Raw genomic sequence first — 21,692 nt, 5'->3', positions numbered from 1 at the left:
TCAATACACCCTGGCCTTTGGCGCGATCTTGGCCGGGTTGATGCCGCCGTCTGCCTCCTTGAGCAGCGTCTCGGTGTGCACCGGCCGGTAGGTGAGCGCCACCTCGCCGGCCTCGTTGAGCCGGGCCAGCGTGTGCTTGCGCCAGTTGGCGTCGTCGCGGGCCGAAAAGTCCTCCCGCGCGTGCGCGCCGCGGCTTTCCTTGCGCGCCTCGGCGCCGTAGACGGTGGTGATGGCGTTGGCCATCAGGTTTTCCAGCTCCAGCGTCTCGACCAGATCGGAGTTCCAGATCATCGAGCGGTCGAACACTTTTACGTCCTTGAGCTCGCCCCAAAGCTGCGAAATGCGCTTGCAGCCGCTTTCCAGCGATTCCTGGGTGCGGAACACCGCTGCGTCCTCCTGCATAGCCTTCTGCATCTTTTCGCGCAAAACCGCTGTCGGCGTCGAGCCGTTGGCGTGACGCAGCCGGTCGAAGCGGTCCATGATCTTTTCGACGGCGGCTTCGTTGGGCGAGGGAATCGCCGATGTGCGGTCGATCACCTGGCCGGCCCGGATCGCCGCCGCGCGGCCGAACACAACCAGGTCGATCAGCGAATTCGAACCCAGCCGGTTGGCGCCGTGCACCGAGGCGCAGCCGGCTTCGCCGACCGCCATCAGCCCGGGCGACACCTGGTCCGGGTTCAACGCCGTCGGGTTCAGCACCTCGCCCCAGTAATTGGTCGGCACGCCGCCCATATTGTAGTGGACCGTCGGCAGCACCGGGATCGGTTCCTTGGTCAGGTCGACGCCGGCAAAGATCTTTGCCGATTCCGAAATGCCGGGAAGCCTCTCGTGCAGAACGGCCGGGTCGAGATGGTCGAGATGCAGGAAGATGTGATCCTTCTTCGGGCCGACGCCGCGGCCCTCGCGGATCTCCAGCGTCATACAGCGCGAGACCACGTCTCGGGAAGCCAGATCCTTGGCTGACGGCGCGTAGCGCTCCATGAAGCGCTCGCCCTCGGAATTGACGAGATAGCCGCCCTCGCCGCGGGCACCCTCGGTGATCAGGCAGCCGGCGCCGTAGATGCCGGTCGGGTGGAACTGCACGAACTCCATGTCCTGCAGCGGCAGGCCTGCGCGTGCGGCCATGCCACCGCCATCGCCGGTGCAGGTATGCGCCGAAGTGGCCGAGAAATAGGCGCGGCCATAGCCGCCTGTCGCCAGCACCACCATCTTGGCCGAAAAGCGGTGGATGGTGCCGTCGTCGAGGTTCCAGGCGACGACGCCGGTGCAGGTTCCGTCCGGCTCCATGATCAGGTCGAGGGCAAAATACTCGATGAAGAACTGCGCATTGTGCTTCAGCGACTGGCCGTAGAGCGTGTGCAGCATGGCGTGGCCGGTGCGGTCGGCGGCCGCACAGGTGCGCTGCACTGGCGGCCCCTCGCCGAAATTCATCATCATGCCGCCGAACGGCCGCTGGTAGATTTTTCCGTCCTCGGTGCGGCTGAAGGGAACGCCGTAATGCTCGAGCTCGTAAACCGCCGCCGGCGCCTCGCGCACCATGTATTCCTGCGCGTCGGTGTCGCCCAGCCAATCCGAGCCTTTGACCGTGTCGAAGAGATGCCACTGCCAGTTGTCTGGCCCCATATTGGCGAGCGAGGCGGCAATGCCGCCCTGCGCCGCCACCGTATGCGAGCGCGTTGGGAACACTTTGGTGATGCAGGCAGTGCGCAGGCCCTGTTCGGCCATGCCGAGCGTGGCGCGCAGGCCGGCGCCACCGGCGCCGACGACCACGACGTCGAATTTGTGGTCGACATAGCTATAGGCGGAAGCCGTGTTGGCGTTCTTCGCGTCCTTGGCCAAAACTCAGCCTCCAAATGCCAGTTTAAGCAGGGCGAAGACCGAGGCGACGCCGACGACTACGGGAAAGAATGTGTTGAGGGCGAGCAGCGCCAGCCTGGCGCCTTCGCCATGCACATAGTCTTCGATGATTGCCTGCATGCCGAGCCGCATGTGGTAGAGCACCGACAACAGCACCAGCGCCAGCACCAGTGCCACGAACGGATTGGCAAGTGCGGCGCGCACCTCGAGATAGCTGGCGCCGTTGAGTGCGATCAGGAAGCCGACGAAGAACAGGACCAGCGGGATGTTGGAAATCGCCGTCAGCCGCTGGCGCCAGAAATGGCCGGTGCCCTCGCGGGCGGAACCGAGGCCGCGGACCTTGGCCAGCGGCGTGCGCATATCGGTGTTCTTGCCGTTCATGTCAGGCTCCCCGCGCCATGTAGCCGGCGATCCAGATCAGCAGCGTCAGCGTGACCGAGCCGGCCAGCGTCGCCCAGGCGATCCTCGAAGCCGTATGCTTTTCCAGCCCTGCCCCAGTGTCCCAGATAAGATGGCGCACACCGCCCAGCATGTGGTGCATCAGCGCCCAGCTGTAGCCGAACAGCACCAGCCGTCCCAGCCACGAGCCGAAGGCCCAGTTGATGGCATTGAAGGTCGCCTCCGAGCTCGCCGCCGCCATCAGCCACAGGGCGACCAGCAGCGTGCCGAAATAGAGCGCCCCGCCGGTGATACGGTGGACGATCGACATCGTCATGGTGATCGGCGGCCGATAGACGGTCAGGTGCGGCGAAAGCGGCCGTTCGCGTCTGGCAAATTCGCGGGTGGCTGGTGATTTGCTCATGGCTCCCCCAGTTCGGCGTCTCTGGAGCCTCAGGTGGAAATGCGGCATTGCCGCTTCCGGTTGCGACTTCGGACAGCCGGTTTCTAATGCTCTTTTTGCAGCGCGTCAAAGCCGGAAAACCGTTTCGAAAACGTAATTTAGTCTGACGAAAGCGAGGCTTTCAGCTTCAATCGATTAGGGCTGTTGCCTTGAGCCGGCACAATGTCGCTGCACTGCAAAAATATGGCTGGCGCAACGGGCGGATCAGCGCTTGCAGGCCAGCGGTGATGCGCCGCCCTTCATCACCAGCGCATCACGCCCATCGATCACGATTGCGTCATGCGCCTCGCCGTAGCGGCTTGTCTGATTGGCCGGTGAGGCAGGCAGCTCGGCGCTGGTGCCGTCGGGGCCGAGCACGCGCACCGACGTGCCGAGGTTCTCGATGGTCATCACGCTACCGTCGGCGCATTTGTAGGTTGCAGTGCGCGGCTGCCGTGCCGTCGGTTCGCTAGCGGCGGGAGCAAGCGACACGGAAGCGGCGGGCGTATTGCCGAGCTTGGGCGCGCTGGTCTGCGGCGCGCAGGCGGCGCCGGCTAGCAGCGGCGGAATGGCCAGCGCCATCCGAAACGTGCGGTGTAATCTCATATCCTGCTTCCCCCGCGCATCGAGCCCGCCGCGATGCTCCGGCAAGCCACTGGATTCATGCTTTTTGGGTCGCGCTCGATGCGGCGATGGTGGGAACAAGGCATGGCCGAATGATGGCCGGTGGGCGACCGAGTATTAACCATGTTTTCCGAGAACCTCGCCCCGGCTGCGGTTGCCCTCTTAACAAAGGTTAATAAAAGGTTAATTTCTGATTCGAGGAGGCTTGCCTCTCAGCAATGGAGCAGCACGCCATGCATTCGAATTCAGCAGGATCGCGCCTTCCCTGGTTCCTAGTGGCGGCGCTCGCCCTCGGCATCGCCACACCAGCACTCGCCGGGACGCGTCACCACGACCGCGTCTATGCCGATTCCTTCGGCAATCTCGTCATCGACAGCGCCGTCGGCTACAAGCGTATCCTCGTCGGCGAGGGCAAGCTGGCCAAGGAATTATCCGACTACACCAGCGCCGGCCAGCCCGACGTGATCTACGAAAACGAATCGGACGATGTCCGCGGCGGCGACTGCTACAGGCCGCCGGTTTTCGTCAAGGGCCGCAGCTATATGTACGGCCTCTCCGACGGCGAAATGCCGGAGCTCAGCCCCTGCCGCTGACGGCCACGCCGCCCTTTGTCGACGGCGCCGGCAGGGCAACAGCCGACCCCACCGAGACACGCACGCAATCGCGGCCGCTGCCCTTCGCCTGATAGAGCGCTTTGTCGGCGCGCCGCAGCAAATCGGAAAAGCTTTCGCCCGGACCAAGCTCGGCAACGCCGAAGCTGGCGCTGCAGCGGTGATCCGCGGGCAGGCAGTCGATCGGCGTGGCACCGAAGGCGCTACGCGTGCCCTCGGCAAAGAGCCGGGCGGCGGCTAGATTGGTCCCCGGCAGGAAAATAGCGAATTCCTCGCCGCCAACGCGGCCGGCGACATGATGGTCGGCCGCGGCATCGCGGAGAAAACCGGCAAAGGTCTCGATGACCCGATCGCCGGACGCGTGGCCGTAAGTATCGTTGATGCGCTTGAAATGGTCGAGATCGGCAATGACCAGTGCCGCTGGAGCGGCCCGCCGCATGGCGTCGCGCAGCGCGATCTCGGCATGGCGCTCGAAGCCGCCACGGTTGAGCAGCCGTGAAAGCGTATCGGTTTCCGATTTCGACGTCGCCTCGGCGAGCACGTCGCGGACCAGGATAGCCATCGTCACCAGCGCAAGCGCCAGGCCGAACACGGTGCCGATCGACTGCGAGACCAACGCGTAGCTGGTCTGCGCATAAGATTGCGGGTTGGCACCCCAGCCGCCGAGCGCATGGGCGATGAAGGGTTTGCTGGCGAACTGCAAAGCGCTGGCCGCCAAGACAGCCATCAGCATATTGTCGAGCCGCTCGCGTCTTTGCCTAGACGACAAGACGATCGCCAGCCCGGTGAATTGCATGGCCGCATAGGGAAGCTGATAGGCCGCCATTCGCACAAAGGATTGGCGTGGCAGGTCCTGGACGAAGTAGACCGCGAGGGTGGCGAAGACCAGGAAGAACAGCATCGGCGGCCAAGGCGGCGAAACGCGGTATTTATGGGCAAGCCCGCCATTGAAGGCGACGGTTGCGCCAAGGAAGGCGGCAAAGGCGGCGACAACCACGGGGCGCGCATTGTCGAAGGCAGGAATGCTGAACTCGATCGCGAAATAAGCCATGCCGAGCACATAGCCGAACGCCAGCCAACGCGCCGAAACCCGGCCGGCGTCATAGACCGCGATCGTCATGAAGGCGGCCGCCAGCAGCCCGGCAACGAACAGGTTGATCACCAGGATGAAATTAGCGCTGCCCATGGCGTTTTTGGTACTCCCCGCCGAACAGCAAATCACCGAGGCGCGAAAAAGACGTTAATTCGACGGCGCCGCTGACGCTCCGCCGGCACTGGTCCGATTGGGAAGGACGACTGTTTCAGGCCGCTGATAGGACAGGCACACGCTGTCGCGGCCATTCCTCTTGGCTTTGTAGAGCGCTTCATCGGCGCGCCGCATCAGCGGGTCCAGCCCTTCGTCGCTAGTGCGGGCGGCCACGCCGAAGCTCGCGGTCACTCTTGTCTCGGGCGGAAGCCCGTCGATTCTGCCCGCCGAATAGAGCGTGCGAATGGTTTCGGCAAACAGTCTTGCCGCGCCAAGGTCGCTGAGCGGCAAAAGCACGGCAAACTCCTCGCCGCCGATACGGCCGGCAACGCCACCCGTGCCTGCAGCCGATAGAAGCTTGGCGGCGAAGTCGGCGATGACGCGATCCCCGGCCGCGTGACCATGCTGATCGTTGAGTGCCTTGAAATGATCGAGATCGGCCAGCACCAGCGTAACCGGCAACCGCGCCGTGGCACAGTGCTGCAGGACCAGCGTGGCACGCTCTTCGAAACCGCGGCGGTTGAGCAGCCCCGACAGCGGGTCTGTCAGGGTTTCGGTCTTCAGGGCCTTCATCACATCGAGCGCGGCGGCGCCGAACAGGCAAAGTGCAATAAGCAGCGACAGCAATGCATGCGACAGCAGCGCCGTCGTCCAATAGGACGAAGTGTAAAGCCCTTCATAGCTGGTGAACGGCCCATGCGCGATGACGACGGCAAGGGTCCGCGCCAGGAAGTTCAGGCCGGAAAGCAGCGACAGCACGAACAAGATCATTTCCGTCGGGCCGTTGTTGCGCACCACGCGCAACTCGGCGGCGACAACCAGGCTGATGCCGCCGAAGCTGAAATTGATTGCAAGGATGCGCCAGGTGAGATCCGGCCGGGCAAAAAGAAACCACGAGAACGCGGCCAGTCCGCCGCAGGCCAGAATGCCGACCGCCGGGTAAGGCACGCGCCGCCCGTAGCGCGCAATGACCGCGCCGGCGAGACAGCAGGTGGCAAGGGTGAAGCACAGGATCGAGATAAGCTTGGTCGGCGCCATGCCGACCGGCAACGTGAAATACTGGAGCAGGAAGCCTGCGGCCGAGGCCGAGTAGCCCGCCGCCAGCACAGCCAGATAGGGACGGTGACGCTGATAGAACCACAGCACGAGAAATGCCGTGCCGAGTGTGAGGGCGATAGCTGGATTGAGCAGCGCTATGAGCAGTCCGGTGTCCAAGCGCTGTAATTTCCCCTCGCTTCCCTCAGGAGACGTTAGAGCGGAAGCCCAAACAAGCGGTTAAGCGAAAGCGAATATACGACAGGTGCGTCGACAAAGCCGCTGGGCGGAACCGCGAACGGCGAGCGGCGTTTCACGACGGCAAACCAGGAGACGCTCCGATGGCCGACACGATCATGCTCACCGATCACGATGCAATTCGCTCATGGGCCGCGGCGCGCGCCGGCTTTCCGGCGATCGTCGACGTGTCGCCCGAAGCCGGAACGCAGCCCATGCTGAGGCTGGTCTTCGGCCAGCATGCCTATCAGGACCAGGATGAGGCCGAACGCCCGGTCAATGCCGGCGGCTATGAACTGGTCGAATGGGACGAATGGTTCAAACTCTTCGACGAGCGCGAACTGGCGCTGGTCGTCGCAAAGGATCAACCCGGCCGCCGTGAGGGATTCCACGAATTCGTCAGGCGGCCCGACTGAAGAATGCCCGAACCGCATTGCGGCTCGGGCACCTATATCCGACTGAGCGAGCCCCTGCCCTATTTCCACTCGCGGATGTCGACGAAATGGCCGGCAATCGCTGCCGCCGCCGCCATTGCCGGCGATACCAGATGCGTGCGGCCCTTGAAGCCTTGGCGCCCTTCGAAATTGCGGTTCGAGGTCGAGGCGCAGCGCTCATGCGGCTTCAGCCGGTCGTCGTTCATGGCAAGGCACATCGAGCAGCCCGGCTCACGCCAGTCGAAGCCGGCGGCGACAAAGATCTTGTCGAGGCCTTCGGCCTCGGCCTGTTCCTTGACCAGGCCGGAGCCCGGAACGATCATCGCACTGACCCGCGGGTTGACCTTCTTGCCCTCGATCACCTTGGCGGCGGCGCGCAGATCCTCGATGCGGCCATTGGTGCAGGAGCCGATGAAGACGCGATCGAGTTCGATATCGGTGATCTTGGTGCCCGGCTTCAGGCCCATATAGTCGAGTGCGCGTTGCTTGGACGTGCGCTTGTTCTCGTCGGTGATGTCGTCCGGGTTCGGCACGATGCCTTGCACCGAGACCACGTCCTCGGGCGAGGAGCCCCAGGAGACGATCGGCGGCAGTTTTGCCGCATCGAGCACGACCACCTTGTCGAAATGCGCGCCTTCGTCGGACTGCAGCGTCTTCCAGTAGGCGAGCGCGGCATCCCAGGCTTCGCCCTTGGGGGCGCGCGGCTTGTCCTTGACATAGGCGAAGGTGGTCTCGTCGGGCGCGATCAGCCCGGCGCGCGCGCCGGCTTCGATCGACATGTTGCAGATCGTCATGCGGCCTTCCATCGACAGCGCACGGATCGCCTCGCCGGCATATTCGATGACATAGCCGGTGCCGCCGGCGGTGCCGATCTCGCCGATGATGGCGAGGATGATGTCCTTGGCGGTGACGCCTTCCGGCAGTGCGCCGTCGACGCGCACCAGCATGTTCTTGGCCTTGCGCTGGATCAGCGTCTGCGTCGCCAGCACATGCTCGACTTCAGAGGTGCCGATGCCATGCGCCAGCGCCCCGAACGCGCCATGCGTCGAGGTGTGGCTGTCGCCGCAGACGATGGTCATGCCGGGCAGCGTAAAGCCTTGCTCGGGACCGATGATGTGGACGATGCCCTGGCGGATATCCTTCTCGGAATAATATTCGATACCGAAATCCTTGGCGTTCTTGGCCAGCGCCTCGACCTGGATGCGGCTTTCCTCGTTCTTGATGCCGAACTTGCGTTCCGGCGAGGTCGACACATTGTGGTCGACCACGGCCAGCGTCTTTTCCGGATGCCGAACCTTGCGGCCGGTCATGCGCAGGCCCTCGAAAGCCTGCGGGCTGGTGACTTCGTGGACGAGGTGGCGGTCGATATAGAGCAGGCAGGTGCCGTCGTCCTGGCGGTCGACGACATGGTCGTCGAAAATCTTGTCATAGAGGGTGCGCGGTGCGCTCATTTGCGTAAATCCGTCGATTTAAAAAGGGAAAAGGACGCCGGTCGGCCCGGCGAAACAGCCTGGCGAGTCCGCCCTAGCTAAGTCGGCTGGTCAGCGCCCCGCAGACGCGCGCGGAAAATCGCGACGGCAGGCGTTTTCTGTCCTGCAGCACGAAACCCTTATAGGCCGGATCGCCAAAAAGCTCTTCCATGGCGCTGCTCATATCAATGTTTTGGCTTTTCAGCAATCGTGGCTGGTACGGCGCGACTTTCCCTTCTCCCCTTGTGGGAGAAGGTGTCGCCGAAGGCGACGGATGAGGGGTGTTCCAGGGAACGCCGACGCCTCATTCCGTCCAACACCCCTCATCCGTCTCGGCGCTGCGCGCCGATCCACCTTCTCCCACAAGGGGAGAAGGAAGAAGGCGCCGCTCAAACCACCTCGAAGACAAACGTCTTCACCAGCGCCTCGGGCTCGGCGATTGCATAGCAGCGGAACCATGGGCTCTCCTCGATCGGCCGCCATTTTTTCGCCTGCTCCAGTTCGCCAAACACGGCTTGAAACCCGCCGCTTTCAAACACCTGGTCGCGAACCGTAAAGATGGCGTGACCGCCCTTCCTGGTGATGCGCACCAGCTCATGTAGGGCCGACGCCGGCGCGTGGCTGATGGTGAACACGCCGGTCGAGAAGAAGGCGCGGAAATACCCGTTCGGCCAGGGCAATGGCCCGCCGAGCATCGCCTGTTTAAGCTCGCTGTAGGCCTGCCGGCTGTCGGCGATTTTCAGCATGTCCTGCGACAGGTCGAGTCCGGTAATGTCGTGGTAGCCGAGCGCCTTGAGCGACGGCCCCGACAGGCCGGTGCCGCAGCCGGCGTCGAGCAGCGGTCCTTCGCCCCGCGGCACGTGGCGCGCCACCCAGGCGGTGATCAGGAACGGCAGGAGATAGCCGAGTGCCGCGGTTTCGCCGTCATAGGTCGCGGCCCATTGCGCATAGGCCTTGGCGAGCGTCTCAGGCGTGTCGGCCGTGTAGACCGCTTCCAGCGCCGCATTGGCCTTGTCGATGATCATCGGTTCTCCCCGGTGGCGTCCGCTCGATGGTAGCGCCGATTTCGCCTGCCTTCTATTGCCCATTCTGGTGGCGCAGCCGCTTCTCCAGCGCCCGCAGGGCCAGCGACAAGCCGACGGTCAGAATGAGATAGATATAGGCGACGATGGAATAGGTTTCGAAGAAGCGGAACGAGCCGGCGGCGTAGATCTTGCCCATCTGGGTGATGTCGGCGACGCCGAGCACCGAGACCAGCGAGGAATCCTTGACCATGGCGACAAAATCATTGCCGAGCGGCGGCAGGATGGTGCGGATCGCCTGCGGAAAGATGACCAGCCGGAAGCGCTGGGTGCGCGTCAGCCCGAGCGCCTTCGCCGCCTCGATCTGGCCCTTCTCGACCGCCTGGATACCGGCGCGGAACACCTCCGAGATGAAGGCGGAATAGCCGATGGTCAGCGCCATGACGGCGCGCCATAAAAGCGACACGTCGCGTACCAGCAGCTCACCGAAGAGGCCGGCGCTTTGCAGCGGCGCCGTCAGCGCGTTCCATGCCGCGACGAAGGCCGGCGCGCCGGCAAAGGCGATCCAGAACAACAGCACCAGCATCGGCACGCCGCGGATGATCTCGACATAGAAGCGGGCGATCTGGCTGAGCCAGCGTGAGTCCGACAGGCCTATCAGCGCGACGCCGAGGCCGATCGCGCAAGCCAGCGCGAAGGCGACCACAGTGACGAAGATGGTGACGCCGACGCCCTTGGCGACGGTTGCGAACACCTGGGCATAGAGGTCGCTGCCCGCGATGAAGATGGCGGCGGCCAACGCGATCGCCACGGCCACGGCAAGCCACCAGGGGAAGTCGGATTTGGCGGTGGAGGATGCGGGAGGCATCAGGTGACGCCTGCCAAGAGAACGTCGGGGGGACGGCGCTCTACGGCGCCCCCCTCTGTCCTGCCGGACATCTCCCCCACAAGGGGGGAGATCGCTTGTTGCGACTGCTTCCGCCAATCTACGATGTTGAAAAGGGTGCGTCTTCGCAGAAGCCGCCAATCTCCCCCCTCGTGGGGGAGATGTCCGGCAGGACAGAGGGGGGCGCGAAGGAACGAAGTCAGTGCGAATTTCTGCCCATGACCGTCACGCAAGACGCGCAACAAGCGGGCCTACTGCCCCATCTTGTAATCAAGGAACCACTTCTTGTTGAGCGCGTCGAGCGTACCGTCGGCTTTGAGCGCGGCGATCGCCGCGTTGACCGGCTTCACCAGGTCGGAGCCCTTGGGGAAGATGAAGCCGAAATCCTCGGTGCCGAGCGGCCCGCCGATCAGCTTCAGCCCGCCATTGGACGCATCGACATAGCCCTTGCCGGCAGTGCCGTCGGTGAGCACGACGTCGACGTCGCCGGCCTTCAGCGCCTGCACCGTCGCGCCGAATGTCTCGAACAGCTTGATGCGCGGGTTCTGCTCATTGCCGTCGAGCACGCTGTAGACGGCGGTGTAGAACGGCGTGGTGCCGGCCTGCGCGCCGATCAGCCCATCCTTGAAGGCGGCGAACGTCTTGGCATCGCTGAAGCGCTTCTCGTCGCCGCGCACCAGCATGAACTGCTCCGAGCGCATGTAGGGGTCAGAGAAATCGACCTTCTGCTTGCGGTCATCCTTGATGGTGATGCCGGTCATGCCGATGTTGTACTGGTTGTCGGAAACCGCCTGGATCATCGCGTCCCAGGAGGTATTCTGGTACTCGACCTTGAAGTTCAGCCGCTTGGCAATCTCGTTCATCGCGTCATATTCCCAACCGATCTGCTTGCCGGTCTTGGCATCGATGAACTGCAGCGGCGGATAGGCATTTTCAGTCACCACCACCACTTTCTTGCCGCCGAGGTCGGGCAGCGCCTGCGCCAGGGCCGCGACAGGCACGAGAAGGCAAGCCAGCAGGCCGGCCAGCAGCAGTTTCGAATTGATCATGACGATGCTCCCCAGGAACTGAACCGCCTCGATCGGCCGAGGCATGCAGGAAATCCGGCGCCGACTTTAGCTTTCCGCCGGCGCCTTGCAAGCCGCTCCGATGCGGCGTTCGGCACGAAAATGGATTCCAATGCTTTCAACGGCGGCATTACGGAACGATCCGTATCGATTGCGGCCGACGCAGTCCGGCAAAATAGAATCCGCCTCGCGAAACAAAAAGGCGGCCGAAGCCGCCTTTCCGAAAATACGTTCTTGAAGAGCCTTATTCGGCGGCAGCTGCTTCCGCGGCCTTGGCAGCCTCGTCGGCGGCCTTCTTCTCGGCGGCGTCCTGCGCGGCCTTCTCGGCGGCCAGCGCCTGGGCGGCGGCCACCTTCTCGGCCTCGATGCGCGCCTTCTCGGCGTTCAGCGCATCGCGCTCTTCGTCGTTGAGCTTGCGGGCGCGCACACCGGTGTTTTCCGAAATGCGGGCCGACTTGCCGCGACGGTCACGCAGATAGTACAGCTTGGCGCGACGCACCTTGCCGCGGCGCACGATCTCGACGCCCTCGACCATCGGCGAATAGACCGGGAACACACGCTCCACGCCTTCGCCGTAGGAGATCTTGCGGACGGTGAAGTTTTCCTGGAAGCCGGCGCCGGCGCGGGCGATGACGACGCCCTCATAGGCCTGGACGCGGGTGCGGGTGCCTTCGGTCACGCGGACCTGGACGCGTACGGTATCGCCGGGCTGGAATTCGGGAAGCTTGCGCTTGGCTTCGATCTTGGCGGCCTGCTCGGCCTCGAGCTGACGGAGGATGTCCATCTCAATAATCCACTTCTTGTTCTTCCGACAGTCAGAGCGTCCGACACTCGCCTTGCAGTCGCATCGACCGCTCGGCTATGCCCTTCGTTCGAGAACTTCTGTTCGAGAACATCGGGCAGGGGCGACTACACCGTCACAGTTGACGGGTCCGGGAGAATTTTCTTCCGGTTCGGCGCGCACATACAGCTATTTCGGCGCTTTGTCACGCCTTCGCTGTCTCTTTTTTGGCGCTGCTTCTTTTTGGCTGGCGCCGCTGTGGCAATCCCGTGATCGCTTGTGGTCCAGGGGGTTGCGCCCGCGCGTCAAGCTTTCTAAGCCGGAAGATAAGCATTTTTCCTCCAGCGACGACACCCCTCATGCCAATCTTGGACGCGGTCCTGCTCTTTCTCGCCGGCTTTCTGTCAGGCGCGGTCAACGCCGTTGCCGGCGGCGGCACGTTCATAACCTTTGGCGCCATGACCCTGGCCGGCCTGCCGCCGATCGTCGCCAATGCGACATCGTCGGTGACGCAATTTCCTGGCTACATCACCTCGACGCTCGCCTATTGGCACGACATCAAGCATTTCTGGCGCGGCGCACTGCTGCTCAGCCTCATTTCGGCTCTCGGTGCGCTGTCTGGCGCGCTCATCCTTCTGGGGCTCGACAACCCGGCGTTCCGCGCCCTGGTGCCGTGGCTGCTGCTGGCGGCAACCGCGTTGTTCGCTGCCGGGCCATGGCTGAAGCCGGCGCCCAAGCCGGAGCATGAGGCCGCGGTGGGGTCGCTGGTCGGGTCGCTGGCGCAGTTCGCCACTGCCGTCTATGGCGGCTTCTTCGGCGCCGGCATGGGCGTCATGATGCTGGCGACGCTCGGTCTCACCCAGTCCGGCGACTATCACCGGCTGAACGCGCTGAAGAACATGCTGGCCGTGGTCATCGCTGCGGTTGCCATTCTCGTCTTCGTGTCGGGCGGCGTCATCGCCTGGCTGCAGGCGATCATCATGATCCCGGGTGGCGCGCTCGGCGGCTATGCCGGCGTCTGGATCGCCAGGCGCGTGCCGCAGAACGCCGTGCGCGGCTTCGTCATCGCGGTTGGCCTGTTCCTGGCTTTCTACTATTTTGACAAGGGCTGAGCGGCTAAAAGATCGGGCCTTCGCTCTTTCGTCAGCCTCTCCGCTTCGGCCCGCCGCCACGCCGCGATCTTCCTGTGATTGCCCGAAATCAGCACTTCGGGAATCGGCCGGCCCTCGAACTCCTGCGGCCGCGTATAATGCGGATGTTCGAGCAGGCCGTTTTCAAAACTCTCTTCCTCGCCCGATACCGCATTGCCCATGACGCCGGGCAGCAGGCGCACCACGGCGTCGAGCAGCACGAGTGCCGCCGGCTCGCCGCCGGACAGGATGAAGTCGCCGATCGAAACTTCCTCGAGGCCGCGCGCCTCTATGACCCGCTGGTCGACGCCTTCGAAGCGGCCGCAGACGATCACCGCACCCGGCCCGCCGGCGAGCTCGCGCACACGGCGCTGCGTCAGCGGCTTGCCGCGTGGGCTCATCAGCAGACGCGGACGCGGATCGCCTGGCGGCGAGGCATGGTCGATGGCGCTGGCCAGCACGTCTGCCCGCATCACCATGCCGGCACCGCCGCCGGCCGGTGTATCATCGACGGTACGGTGACGATCGCTGGCGAAGTCGCGGATCTGGATCGTTTCGAGCGACCAGATGCCGGTCTCGAGCGCGCGTCCGGCCAGCGAGAGGCCGAGCGCGCCGGGAAACATCTCGGGATAGAGCGTCAGCACCGAAGCGGAAAAACTCACCGGTTGCCTCCGGCGTCCCTCGGCCCGCGCGGCCTGCCCTTGGGGTCGAAACCGTCGTCACCGGCAGGCTCGCCGTCCTCGTCCTCGACCAACCCTGCGGCGGCTGGATCAACGCGGACAAAGCCGCCGGCGATCGACACTTCCGGAACGGCGGCCTGCGTGAACGGGATGAGCACGCCTTTGCGCCCGGCAAGCGTCACGTCGAGAATGTCGCCGCCGCCGAAATTGTGCACGGCAACGACCTTGCCGACGACCGCGCCGGTGTCGTCCTTGACCTCCAGTCCGACGAGGTCGGCATGGTAGAATTCATCCTCTTCGCCCTCATCAGGCAACACGGAACGGTCGACGAACAATTCGGTGCCGGCAAGCGCCTCGGCGGCATTGCGGTCGTTGACGCCTTTGAACCGCACCACCACCACCGTGTTGGCAGGCCTGATGTCGACGATCTGGAAGGCGCGGCCATCCCTGGCGTAGAGCGGACCGTAATCGGCCAGCGCCAGCGGGTCGCCGGTAAAGCTCTTGACGCGCAATTCACCCTTGATGCCATGCGCGGCACCGATCACGGCCATCTGGACGGGGTTTTGTGGCTTGCTCATCTGCGGAAAATCCTTTGCCTTGCTCTAACCCCAGCCCGTCGTCATTTCAATGACGCCGCTCTTCACCGCTTCCTAACCCGGCTGCCGGAAGATGGCCCAGAACTGGAAAAACGGAACTGGAAGAGCGCAATGCAGGAATTCCTCATACCGGCGAAACCCGATCTTCAGGCGGCGCGCGAGGCCTGGCTGAAGATGCTGGCGCGAGAACGCCGACTGTCGCCCGAAACCGTCGAGGCCTATGAACGCGACACGCGCCAGTTCCTGCATTTCCTGACCGGCCATTGCGGCGGCTCGCCCGGCATCTCCGACATCGCCGATCTGCGCCCCGCCGATCTGCGCGGCTTTCTCGCTGCCCGCCGTGCCGAGGGCGCCGGCGCCCGCACGCTCGGACGCGGGCTGGCTGGTATCCGCTCGCTGCTGCGTTTCCTGGAACGGCGTGGCCTCGCCAATGCGGCCGGTGCGGCAGCCTTGCGCGCGCCGCGGCAGCCGAAATCGCTGCCCAAGCCGCTGACCGCAAGCGATGCAAAACACGTTGTCTCGGTGGAAGGCCAGCTGGCGGAGGAGCCATGGATCGCCGCCCGCAACGCCGCCGTGCTGACCCTACTCTATGGATCGGGTCTGCGCATTTCCGAGGCGCTCGGCCTGTCGGGCGCCGATCTGTCCTCACCTGGTGATACCGTGCTGCGCGTCACCGGCAAGGGTGGCAAGACCCGGCTGGTGCCGGTGCTGCCGGTGGCCCTGCGGGCGATTGCCGAATACCGCCGCTTGTGTCCCTGGCATCTCGATCCCAAAGGCCTGCTGTTTCGCGGTGCCCGCGGCGGCCCGCTGAACCCGGCAATCGTTCAGCGCGACATGGCCAAGCTGCGCTCGGCGCTCAACCTGCCCGACACGGCGACGCCGCATGCGTTGCGCCATTCCTTCGCCACGCATCTGCTAGGGCGCGGCGGCGACCTGCGCACCATCCAGGAGTTGCTCGGCCATGCCAGCCTGTCGACGACGCAGATATACACCGGCGTCGACACGGCCAGGCTGCTCGAGATTTACGAAGCAGCCCATCCGCGCGCGTGATGGATGCTTGAATCGGTGGCCATCTCGCAACAATTTGGATGCGCCGGTTAACCGTTTTGCCGCTTTTTGCGCCTAGAACCGCAACATGAAACGCCTCATCGCCATCGCCGACCGCGCGACCCATATGTCGCTGAAGCTGCTTGTCGCGCTCAACGCCCTGTTTTTCCTCTCCTTCCTCATCATCGCGCTGCTCGCCGCGGGCAAGGCACGCGCCGAGACCCCGGCCTGCGCCGGTAGCGATATGCTGAGCGCGCTGCAAAAGGACGACCCGGCTGCCTACCGCAAGATCGAGGCGGAGGCGGCAGCGACACCGAACGGCAAGGGCCTGCTGTGGAAGCTCGAAAAATCAGGCGAAAAACCGTCCTTCCTGTTCGGCACCATGCACGTTACCGACCCGCGCGTCACCACGCTGCCACCCGCCGCGCAGGAGGCATTCGATGCGGCTGGCACCGTCGTCATCGAGACCACCGAAGTGCTCGACAAGCAGAAGATGATGGCCACACTGCTGAAAGAGCCGGATCTGATGATGTTCACCGACAAGACGACGCTTTCGTCGCTGCTGTCGCCGGAGGATGCGGCGGTGGTCGACAAGGCGCTCGATACGCGTGGCATCCCGCCAGCGACCGTCGCCAAGATGAAGCCCTGGTTGCTGTCGGCGATGGTGGCGCTGCCTGCATGCGAAGTCGCCCGCCAGGCTGGCGGCGCGCCGGTGCTCGACGTCAAGCTTGCCAAGGACGCCGAGGCTTCGGGCAAATCAGTCGAGGGGCTGGAGACAATCGCCGACCAGCTGCGCGCCATGGCTTCGCTGCCGATCGCCTTTCACCTGAAGGGGCTGGTCGACACGCTGAAGCTTGGCGACAAGGTGAACGACGTCAACGAAACCATGATCGTGCTTTACCGGCGTGGCGACACTGGCATGTACGTACCGCTGTTTCGGGCCGTCATCCCCGAACAGGTCGACGACCAATCGGGTTACGCCGAATTCGAGCAGACCATGATCACCAGCCGCAACAAGGTGATGGTCGATCGTGCCACGCCGATCCTCGCCCACGGCAATGTCTTCATGGCGGTCGGCGCCATGCACCTTCCCGGAGCGCAAGGCTTGGTCGAGGGTTTCCGCAAGGCCGGCTATACTGTGACCGCCGTCAACTGAACGACACGGCGGAGTTGCACACCGAATCATTGCCAAGCCTGGGTCAGTCCTGATTCCTGGCGCGACGGCGGACCGGCCGCGCTTCGTGCCAAGAAACTGAAAAAGGTTCGGTTTGGCTCGATCGAACCCCATTTTGCGGTGGAAATGCATGCCTGCAAGCGATTCCGGATCAGAATTGCCCTGTTTTCGGCGTTTTCAACGCCTAATGTGAAACCGATTCAACGATTGTACGTTGATGGCTATTACTTGATGTTTTTCATCCACGGAGGACACTTTTATGGCGAACACACCCAATCCGAACGACCCATTCACCTCGCCGGGCTCCGCACGGCCAAGCGGCGGCGGCAGCGGCTGGCTGATTGCCCTGGTCGTCGTTATCCTGGCAATTGTCGCCTATTATGTTTTTGGAAGACGTAGCGAGGCACCTGCGCCTGCCGAACCGCCCGCAGCCAGCACACCGGCCCCGGCGCCTGCACCCGCCGAGCCGATGAAGCCAGCCGAACCGGCTCCTGCGCCAGCTCCGGCAACACCCGCTCCGGCTCCCGCTCCGGCAGAACCTGCACCCGCTCCGGCCCCTGCGCCAGCCCCGGCACCAGCACCTGCGCCGGCACCAGCACCGGCCCCTCAGTGATCAGACTGCCGACTTAATATATGAACGGCCCGCTGAAAGGCGGGCCGTTTTGTTTTTGGGAGCAATCGCGGATGTTTCGGCCAATCTCCAAGGTTTGCGATTCTCCGCGTTTGCTCAGATATGGATGGGCTTGAAGAACGTCGCCAATGCCGCCTCCTTTACCGCCTCCGACATTGTCGGATGGGCGTGACAGGTGCGGGCTAGGTCTTCCGACGAGCCGCCAAACTCCATCAGCACGGCCGCCTCGTGGATCATCTCGCCGGCGCCGAAGCCGACGATGTGGACGCCGAGCACACGGTCACTGGCCTTGTCGGCCAGGATCTTCACAAAGCCGTCGGTGTGCAGCATGGCGCGCGCCCGGCCGTTGGCGCTGAACGGAAATTTTCCGGCCTTGTAGTCGATGCCGGCCTTCTTCAATTCTTCTTCGGTCTTGCCGACCGAGGCGATTTCCGGCGTGGTGTAGACGACGCTCGGAATCACGTCATAGTTCACATGACCGGCCTGGCCGGCGATGGTTTCGGCCACCGCCACGCCCTCGTCTTCGGCCTTGTGGGCAAGCATCGGCCCGGCGATGACATCGCCGATGGCGTAGATGCCGGGCACGTTGGTTCTGAGATGGCCGTCGGTCTTGACCCGACCGCGCTCATCGACGTCGACGCCGGCCTCCTTCAGCCCGAGAGCGTCCGAATAGGCCCGTCGTCCCGTCGCAATCAGCACCGCGTCCGCCTCGATCGTCTCGGCCGCTCCGCCTTTGACCGGCTCGAAGGTGACCGTCACCCCCTTCTTGGCCTTGGCGACGCCGGTCACCTTGGCGCCCAGCCTGAACTCAAAGCCCTGCTTCGACAGCAGGCGCTGGAATTGCTTGGAGACCTCGCCATCCATGCCGCCCAGGATAGTGTCGAGGAACTCGACCACGGTGACCTTGGCGCCGAGCCGCGCCCATACCGAGCCGAGCTCCAGACCGATGACACCGCCGCCGACCACCACCAGGTGGCCCGGCACCTTGTCCAGCGACAGCGCGCCGGTCGACGAGATGATCACCTTCTCGTCGAAATCGACCTTGACGCCGGGAATGCCGGCGACGTCGGAGCCGGTGGCGATGACGATGTTCTTGGTCTCGATCTCCTCGACCTTACCGTCATCGGAGGTCACCGACACCTTGCCGGCCGCAACCACCTTGCCGGTGCCACGAAAACTGTCGATCTTGTTCTTCTTGAACAGGAAGGCGACGCCATTGACGTTGGCCGTCACCGTCGCATCCTTGTGCGCCATCATCTTCCCAAGGTTGAGCTTGGGCGCGCCGATCTCGACGCCGAGCCCGTCGAAGGAATGGCCGGCCTCGGCAAACATCTCGGACGCATGCAGCAGCGCCTTCGACGGGATGCAGCCGATGTTGAGGCAGGTACCGCCGAAGGTCGGGTTCTTTTCGACCACCGCCGTCTTCAGACCGAGCTGCGCCGCCTTGATGGCGCATACATAGCCGCCTGGTCCAGATCCGATGATAACGACGTCATAGGCCATGATACTGTCCCTTTTGCTTTAGCGGCCGCCGCCGATTTCCAGATTGGCGCCTGTTGTGTAGGACGCCTCGTCCGACAGCAGCCAGAGAATTGCGGCTGCGACTTCCTCGGCGGTGCCGACGCGCTGCATGGGCACCACCTTGCGCATTCTCTCGGCGCGATCCGGCTGCCCGCCGGAGGCATGAATTTCGGTGTCGATGATGCCCGGGCTGACCGCGTTGACACGAATGCCTTCGCCGGCCACTTCGCGGGCAAGTCCGATGGTGAAGGAATCGAGCGCGCCCTTCGAGGCGGCGTAGTCGACATATTGACCCGGCCCGCCAAGCCTTGCCGCGATCGACGAAACATTGACGATCGCGCCGCCCTTGCCGCCATGCCTGGTCGACATCCGCTTCACCGCCTCGCGGGCGCAAAGCATCGGTGCGATCACATTGATGCGCATCATGCGCTCCAGCCTTGCAGCGCTCAGCTCGTCGACGCGCGCGCTCTGGTCGACCACGCCGGCATTGTTGACGAGCGCGTCGAGCCGACCGAAACGGGCATCGACAGCCTCAAACATGGCCAACACGTCCCCCTCGCTGCCGACATCGCCCTTGACGGCGAAGGCTTCTCCGCCAGCGGCGTCGATGTCGCCGACCACCGTTTCGGCTGCTTTTGCATTCGACACGTAGTTGACCGCAATGCGATAGCCGGCCTTGGCGGCAAGCCTGCATGTAGCGGCGCCAATGCCGCGGCTGCCGCCGGTCACCAGCAGGATTTTTCCGCTCGCGCTCATTCCTGACATCCTTTCAGGGCAAAGACGTCCCAGGGCACCTTGGAAAAGCCGTTGGCGCCATAGGCCACCGACATCTGCAACGACGCTCCCAGATCGGGAAGGATCAGCTTCTTCGGCGCATCCTTTCCTTCGCCCGGCAGCAACGCGATATTGCCCTGGTCGTCGGCAGTGTAGATGACGCCCTCCCACACGGTGCAGGCGGCGAGCTCGTCGCCGGTGACGTCGCCGGCCGGGCATTTGTACATCAGCGAGCCATGCGGCCGCGCCACGCCCTCGGTCCACATGACGATGCCGTCGAGCACGACGCCCTTGTCGAGCACCATCTTGAAGCTGTTGGTGACGGCAGCCGATTCGCCGGTTGGCCTGAAATCGATCTCGGCGGCGTTCTCAGGATCGCCATAGACGGCGAGCTCGAGCGGGCAGGCGGCGAGGGCGGCGGAGACCGCCTGTACGCCAACCGCGCAGATCGTGACAAACAATCCAGACCGGAAACGAGGGGAATTCATCCGGCGGCGCAGATCCATTCTCCCGCTCACGTGAGCCGCCCCTAGAGGTCGAGCACCAGCCGCTCAGGATCCTCCAGGCTTTCCTTGACCCGCACCAGGAACGTCACCGCTTCCTTGCCGTCGACGATGCGGTGGTCGTAGGACAGCGCCAGATACATCATCGGCCGGATGACGATCTGGCCGCCGACCACCATCGGCCGCTCCTGGATCTTGTGCATGCCCAAAATGCCCGACTGCGGCGCATTGAGGATCGGCGTCGACATCAGCGACCCGTAAACGCCACCGTTGGAAATCGTGAACGTGCCGCCTTGCATATCCGCAACCGACAGCTTGCCGTCGCGCGCCGCAAGCCCCAGCCTGCCGATTTCCTTTTCGATTTCGGCGATGGACATCTGGTCGGCATTGCGCACAACCGGCACGACGAGACCTTTCTCGGTGCCGACGGCAACGCCGATATGGGCGTAGTTCTTGAAGATGATGTCGGTGCCGTCGATCTCGGCATTGACCGACGGTATCTCCTTCAGCGCATGGGTGACCGCCTTGGTGAAGAAGCCCATGAAGCCGAGCTTCACCCCGTGCTTCTTCTCGAACACGTCCTTGTATTTGCTCCTCAGCGCCATCACCGCGCTCATGTCGACCTCGTTGAAAGTGGTCAGCATGGCGGCGGTCGATTGCGCTTCCTTGAGGCGGCGCGCGATGGTCTGGCGCAGCTTGGTCATGCGCACGCGCTCCTCGCGCGACGCATCGTCGGCCGTGGACGGCGCGCGCGCTGCGACAGGTGCCGGTACAGGCGCTGCCTTTGGCATTTCGGCCGGCTGCGACGGCGCGCCCCTGGCGATCAGGTCGAGCACGTCGCCTTTCAGCACCTGACCACGCTTGCCCGAGCCCGACACCTGGTCAACCGCGAGATTATGCTCGGCCAGCAGCTTTGCCGCCGACGGCGCCGGCGGCATGGTACGTGTCTCGATCGCGCCGGCGTCGCCGGCGATCTTGGCCGTCTCGGCAGCGGCCTGCTTGACGCTCGAGGCCGCAGTCGGAGCCGAGGCCTGCGACACCGCCTCCTGCTTCGTTGCCGGGGCGGCGGCAGCATCGGCTGCTCCGCCTGCCGAAATCGTGCCGAGCAGTGCGCCGACGCCGACCGTCTCGCCTTCCTTGACGGCGATCTCGGCGAGCGTGCCCGCGGCGGCGGCCGGCACTTCCACCGTCACCTTGTCGGTTTCGAGCTCGACCAGCGGCTCATCGGCGGCGATCGCGTCGCCGACCTTCTTGAACCATTTGCCGATGGTCGCCTCGGTGACGGATTCACCAAGTGTCGGGACGCGGATTTCGGTTGCCATTGTGCCTGTCCGTTTCTTTCGGTTCTGTTCTATTCACCAAGCGCGTCGTCGAGCAAGGCGGCAAGCTGGGCGAGATGCTTCGACATCAATCCGGTCGCCGGCGAGGCGGCGGGCGAGGAAGCGCGGGCGGCGCCCCCCCCGAGGGTTGGGGGGGTATTGGGCCGCGCCCAAGCCCCAGAAGGAAGGTAGAAAGACCAGCCCCCCCCGCGACGGGGGGTTTTTTAA

General features: G+C 64.1%; 22 protein-coding genes. 5 read left to right on the top strand and 17 right to left on the bottom strand.

The window, feature by feature from the left end; all coding sequences use genetic code 11:
• The 4 genes from sdhA to AC0L2X_RS05100 all read right to left on the bottom strand — a co-directional run bounded on the left by sdhA (nucleotide 1) and on the right by AC0L2X_RS05100 (nucleotide 3,283).
• On the bottom strand, nucleotides 1-1,839 hold the full coding sequence (gene sdhA / locus AC0L2X_RS05115; protein ID WP_352912985.1) for a succinate dehydrogenase flavoprotein subunit: 1,839 nt from the start codon (nucleotides 1,837-1,839) through the stop codon (nucleotides 1-3).
• Nucleotides 1,840-1,842: 3 nt separating this feature from the next.
• A complete protein-coding gene (gene sdhD / locus AC0L2X_RS05110; RefSeq protein ID WP_352468070.1) occupies nucleotides 1,843-2,238 on the bottom strand; it encodes a succinate dehydrogenase, hydrophobic membrane anchor protein in 396 nt (131 codons plus the stop codon).
• A 1-nt stretch (nucleotide 2,239) separates the two neighbouring features.
• Nucleotides 2,240-2,659, bottom strand: coding sequence for a succinate dehydrogenase, cytochrome b556 subunit (sdhC, locus tag AC0L2X_RS05105; protein ID WP_352493171.1), 420 nt, complete (start codon nucleotides 2,657-2,659; stop codon nucleotides 2,240-2,242).
• Nucleotides 2,660-2,902: 243 nt separating this feature from the next.
• Complete coding sequence (locus tag AC0L2X_RS05100) at nucleotides 2,903-3,283, bottom strand: hypothetical protein (protein ID WP_473599324.1); 381 nt, start codon at nucleotides 3,281-3,283, stop codon at nucleotides 2,903-2,905.
• A 251-nt stretch (nucleotides 3,284-3,534) separates the two neighbouring features.
• Between AC0L2X_RS05100 and AC0L2X_RS05095 the strand changes: the two genes are divergently transcribed.
• A complete protein-coding gene (locus AC0L2X_RS05095) occupies nucleotides 3,535-3,894 on the top strand; it encodes a hypothetical protein (protein ID WP_473599323.1) in 360 nt (119 codons plus the stop codon).
• Here the strand turns inward: AC0L2X_RS05095 and AC0L2X_RS05090 are convergent.
• Nucleotides 3,878-5,098 carry a GGDEF domain-containing protein gene (locus tag AC0L2X_RS05090; RefSeq protein WP_473599322.1) on the bottom strand — a complete coding sequence of 407 codons (1,221 nt, stop codon included), beginning with the start codon at nucleotides 5,096-5,098 and terminating at the stop codon, nucleotides 3,878-3,880. The genes AC0L2X_RS05095 and AC0L2X_RS05090 overlap by 17 nt on opposite strands.
• Nucleotides 5,099-5,152: 54 nt before the next feature.
• Nucleotides 5,153-6,373 carry a GGDEF domain-containing protein gene (locus AC0L2X_RS05085; RefSeq protein WP_473599321.1) on the bottom strand — a complete coding sequence of 407 codons (1,221 nt, stop codon included), beginning with the start codon at nucleotides 6,371-6,373 and terminating at the stop codon, nucleotides 5,153-5,155.
• Nucleotides 6,374-6,534: 161 nt separating this feature from the next.
• Here AC0L2X_RS05085 and AC0L2X_RS05080 point away from each other — a divergent pair, with 161 nt between their 5' ends.
• Nucleotides 6,535-6,846 carry a hypothetical protein gene (locus tag AC0L2X_RS05080; RefSeq protein ID WP_473599320.1) on the top strand — a complete coding sequence of 104 codons (312 nt, stop codon included), beginning with the start codon at nucleotides 6,535-6,537 and terminating at the stop codon, nucleotides 6,844-6,846.
• A gap of 59 nt (nucleotides 6,847-6,905) precedes the next feature.
• Here the strand turns inward: AC0L2X_RS05080 and leuC are convergent, their stop codons facing one another.
• From leuC to rplS, 5 genes are all read right to left on the bottom strand, one after another.
• Nucleotides 6,906-8,315: a 3-isopropylmalate dehydratase large subunit gene (leuC, locus tag AC0L2X_RS05075; RefSeq protein WP_352493165.1), complete on the bottom strand. Its 1,410-nt coding sequence runs from the start codon at nucleotides 8,313-8,315 to the stop codon at nucleotides 6,906-6,908.
• Nucleotides 8,316-8,722: 407 nt separating this feature from the next.
• A complete protein-coding gene (locus tag AC0L2X_RS05070) occupies nucleotides 8,723-9,358 on the bottom strand; it encodes a class I SAM-dependent DNA methyltransferase (RefSeq protein WP_473599319.1) in 636 nt (211 codons plus the stop codon).
• A gap of 52 nt (nucleotides 9,359-9,410) precedes the next feature.
• The gene (locus AC0L2X_RS05065; RefSeq protein ID WP_473599318.1) at nucleotides 9,411-10,223 is read right to left on the bottom strand and encodes an amino acid ABC transporter permease; all 813 of its coding nucleotides are present in this window, start codon (nucleotides 10,221-10,223) and stop codon (nucleotides 9,411-9,413) included.
• A 269-nt stretch (nucleotides 10,224-10,492) separates the two neighbouring features.
• Nucleotides 10,493-11,290 carry a transporter substrate-binding domain-containing protein gene (locus tag AC0L2X_RS05060; RefSeq protein ID WP_352468079.1) on the bottom strand — a complete coding sequence of 266 codons (798 nt, stop codon included), beginning with the start codon at nucleotides 11,288-11,290 and terminating at the stop codon, nucleotides 10,493-10,495.
• Nucleotides 11,291-11,552: 262 nt separating this feature from the next.
• Entirely contained in the window at nucleotides 11,553-12,092 is a 540-nt protein-coding gene (gene rplS, locus AC0L2X_RS05055; protein ID WP_254817835.1) for a 50S ribosomal protein L19, read from the bottom strand.
• Nucleotides 12,093-12,448: 356 nt separating this feature from the next.
• Between rplS and AC0L2X_RS05050 the strand changes: the two genes are divergently transcribed.
• Nucleotides 12,449-13,201 carry a sulfite exporter TauE/SafE family protein gene (locus AC0L2X_RS05050; RefSeq protein ID WP_352493212.1) on the top strand — a complete coding sequence of 251 codons (753 nt, stop codon included), beginning with the start codon at nucleotides 12,449-12,451 and terminating at the stop codon, nucleotides 13,199-13,201.
• On the opposite strand, the gene trmD is transcribed toward AC0L2X_RS05050, so the two are convergent.
• Nucleotides 13,183-13,881, bottom strand: a complete 699-nt coding sequence (trmD, locus tag AC0L2X_RS05045) for a tRNA (guanosine(37)-N1)-methyltransferase TrmD (RefSeq protein ID WP_473599317.1) — start codon at nucleotides 13,879-13,881, stop codon at nucleotides 13,183-13,185. The genes AC0L2X_RS05050 and trmD overlap by 19 nt on opposite strands.
• The gene (gene rimM, locus AC0L2X_RS05040; RefSeq protein ID WP_352493210.1) at nucleotides 13,878-14,477 is read right to left on the bottom strand and encodes a ribosome maturation factor RimM; all 600 of its coding nucleotides are present in this window, start codon (nucleotides 14,475-14,477) and stop codon (nucleotides 13,878-13,880) included. The genes trmD and rimM overlap by 4 nt, the downstream gene beginning before the upstream one ends.
• A gap of 129 nt (nucleotides 14,478-14,606) precedes the next feature.
• On the opposite strand from rimM, the gene AC0L2X_RS05035 reads away from it, so the two are divergent.
• Together AC0L2X_RS05035 and AC0L2X_RS05030 are read left to right on the top strand one after the other, a co-directional pair.
• The gene (locus AC0L2X_RS05035) at nucleotides 14,607-15,545 is read left to right on the top strand and encodes a tyrosine recombinase XerC (protein WP_254817838.1); all 939 of its coding nucleotides are present in this window, start codon (nucleotides 14,607-14,609) and stop codon (nucleotides 15,543-15,545) included.
• A gap of 85 nt (nucleotides 15,546-15,630) precedes the next feature.
• Nucleotides 15,631-16,698, top strand: a complete 1,068-nt coding sequence (locus AC0L2X_RS05030) for a TraB/GumN family protein (RefSeq protein WP_473599316.1) — start codon at nucleotides 15,631-15,633, stop codon at nucleotides 16,696-16,698.
• Nucleotides 16,699-17,443: 745 nt separating this feature from the next.
• On the opposite strand, the gene lpdA is transcribed toward AC0L2X_RS05030, so the two are convergent.
• Genes lpdA through odhB form a run of 4 tightly spaced genes read right to left on the bottom strand, consistent with a single transcriptional unit; the run spans nucleotide 17,444 to nucleotide 21,467 of the window.
• Complete coding sequence (gene lpdA / locus AC0L2X_RS05025) at nucleotides 17,444-18,850, bottom strand: dihydrolipoyl dehydrogenase (RefSeq protein WP_473553714.1); 1,407 nt, start codon at nucleotides 18,848-18,850, stop codon at nucleotides 17,444-17,446.
• An 18-nt stretch (nucleotides 18,851-18,868) separates the two neighbouring features.
• Complete coding sequence (locus AC0L2X_RS05020; protein WP_473553716.1) at nucleotides 18,869-19,624, bottom strand: SDR family oxidoreductase; 756 nt, start codon at nucleotides 19,622-19,624, stop codon at nucleotides 18,869-18,871.
• Nucleotides 19,621-20,130 carry a hypothetical protein gene (locus tag AC0L2X_RS05015; RefSeq protein WP_473599431.1) on the bottom strand — a complete coding sequence of 170 codons (510 nt, stop codon included), beginning with the start codon at nucleotides 20,128-20,130 and terminating at the stop codon, nucleotides 19,621-19,623. Before AC0L2X_RS05015 ends, AC0L2X_RS05020 begins: the two co-directional genes overlap by 4 nt.
• 41 nt (nucleotides 20,131-20,171) lie before the next feature.
• Complete coding sequence (gene odhB, locus AC0L2X_RS05010; protein ID WP_473553717.1) at nucleotides 20,172-21,467, bottom strand: 2-oxoglutarate dehydrogenase complex dihydrolipoyllysine-residue succinyltransferase; 1,296 nt, start codon at nucleotides 21,465-21,467, stop codon at nucleotides 20,172-20,174.
• Between the last annotated feature and the right edge of the window lie 225 nt (nucleotides 21,468-21,692).

Source organism: Mesorhizobium sp. WSM4828 (genome assembly GCF_055811175.1).
Note: the sequence above shows the minus strand (reverse complement) of the source record. Positions and strands in the feature narration are given on the sequence as shown.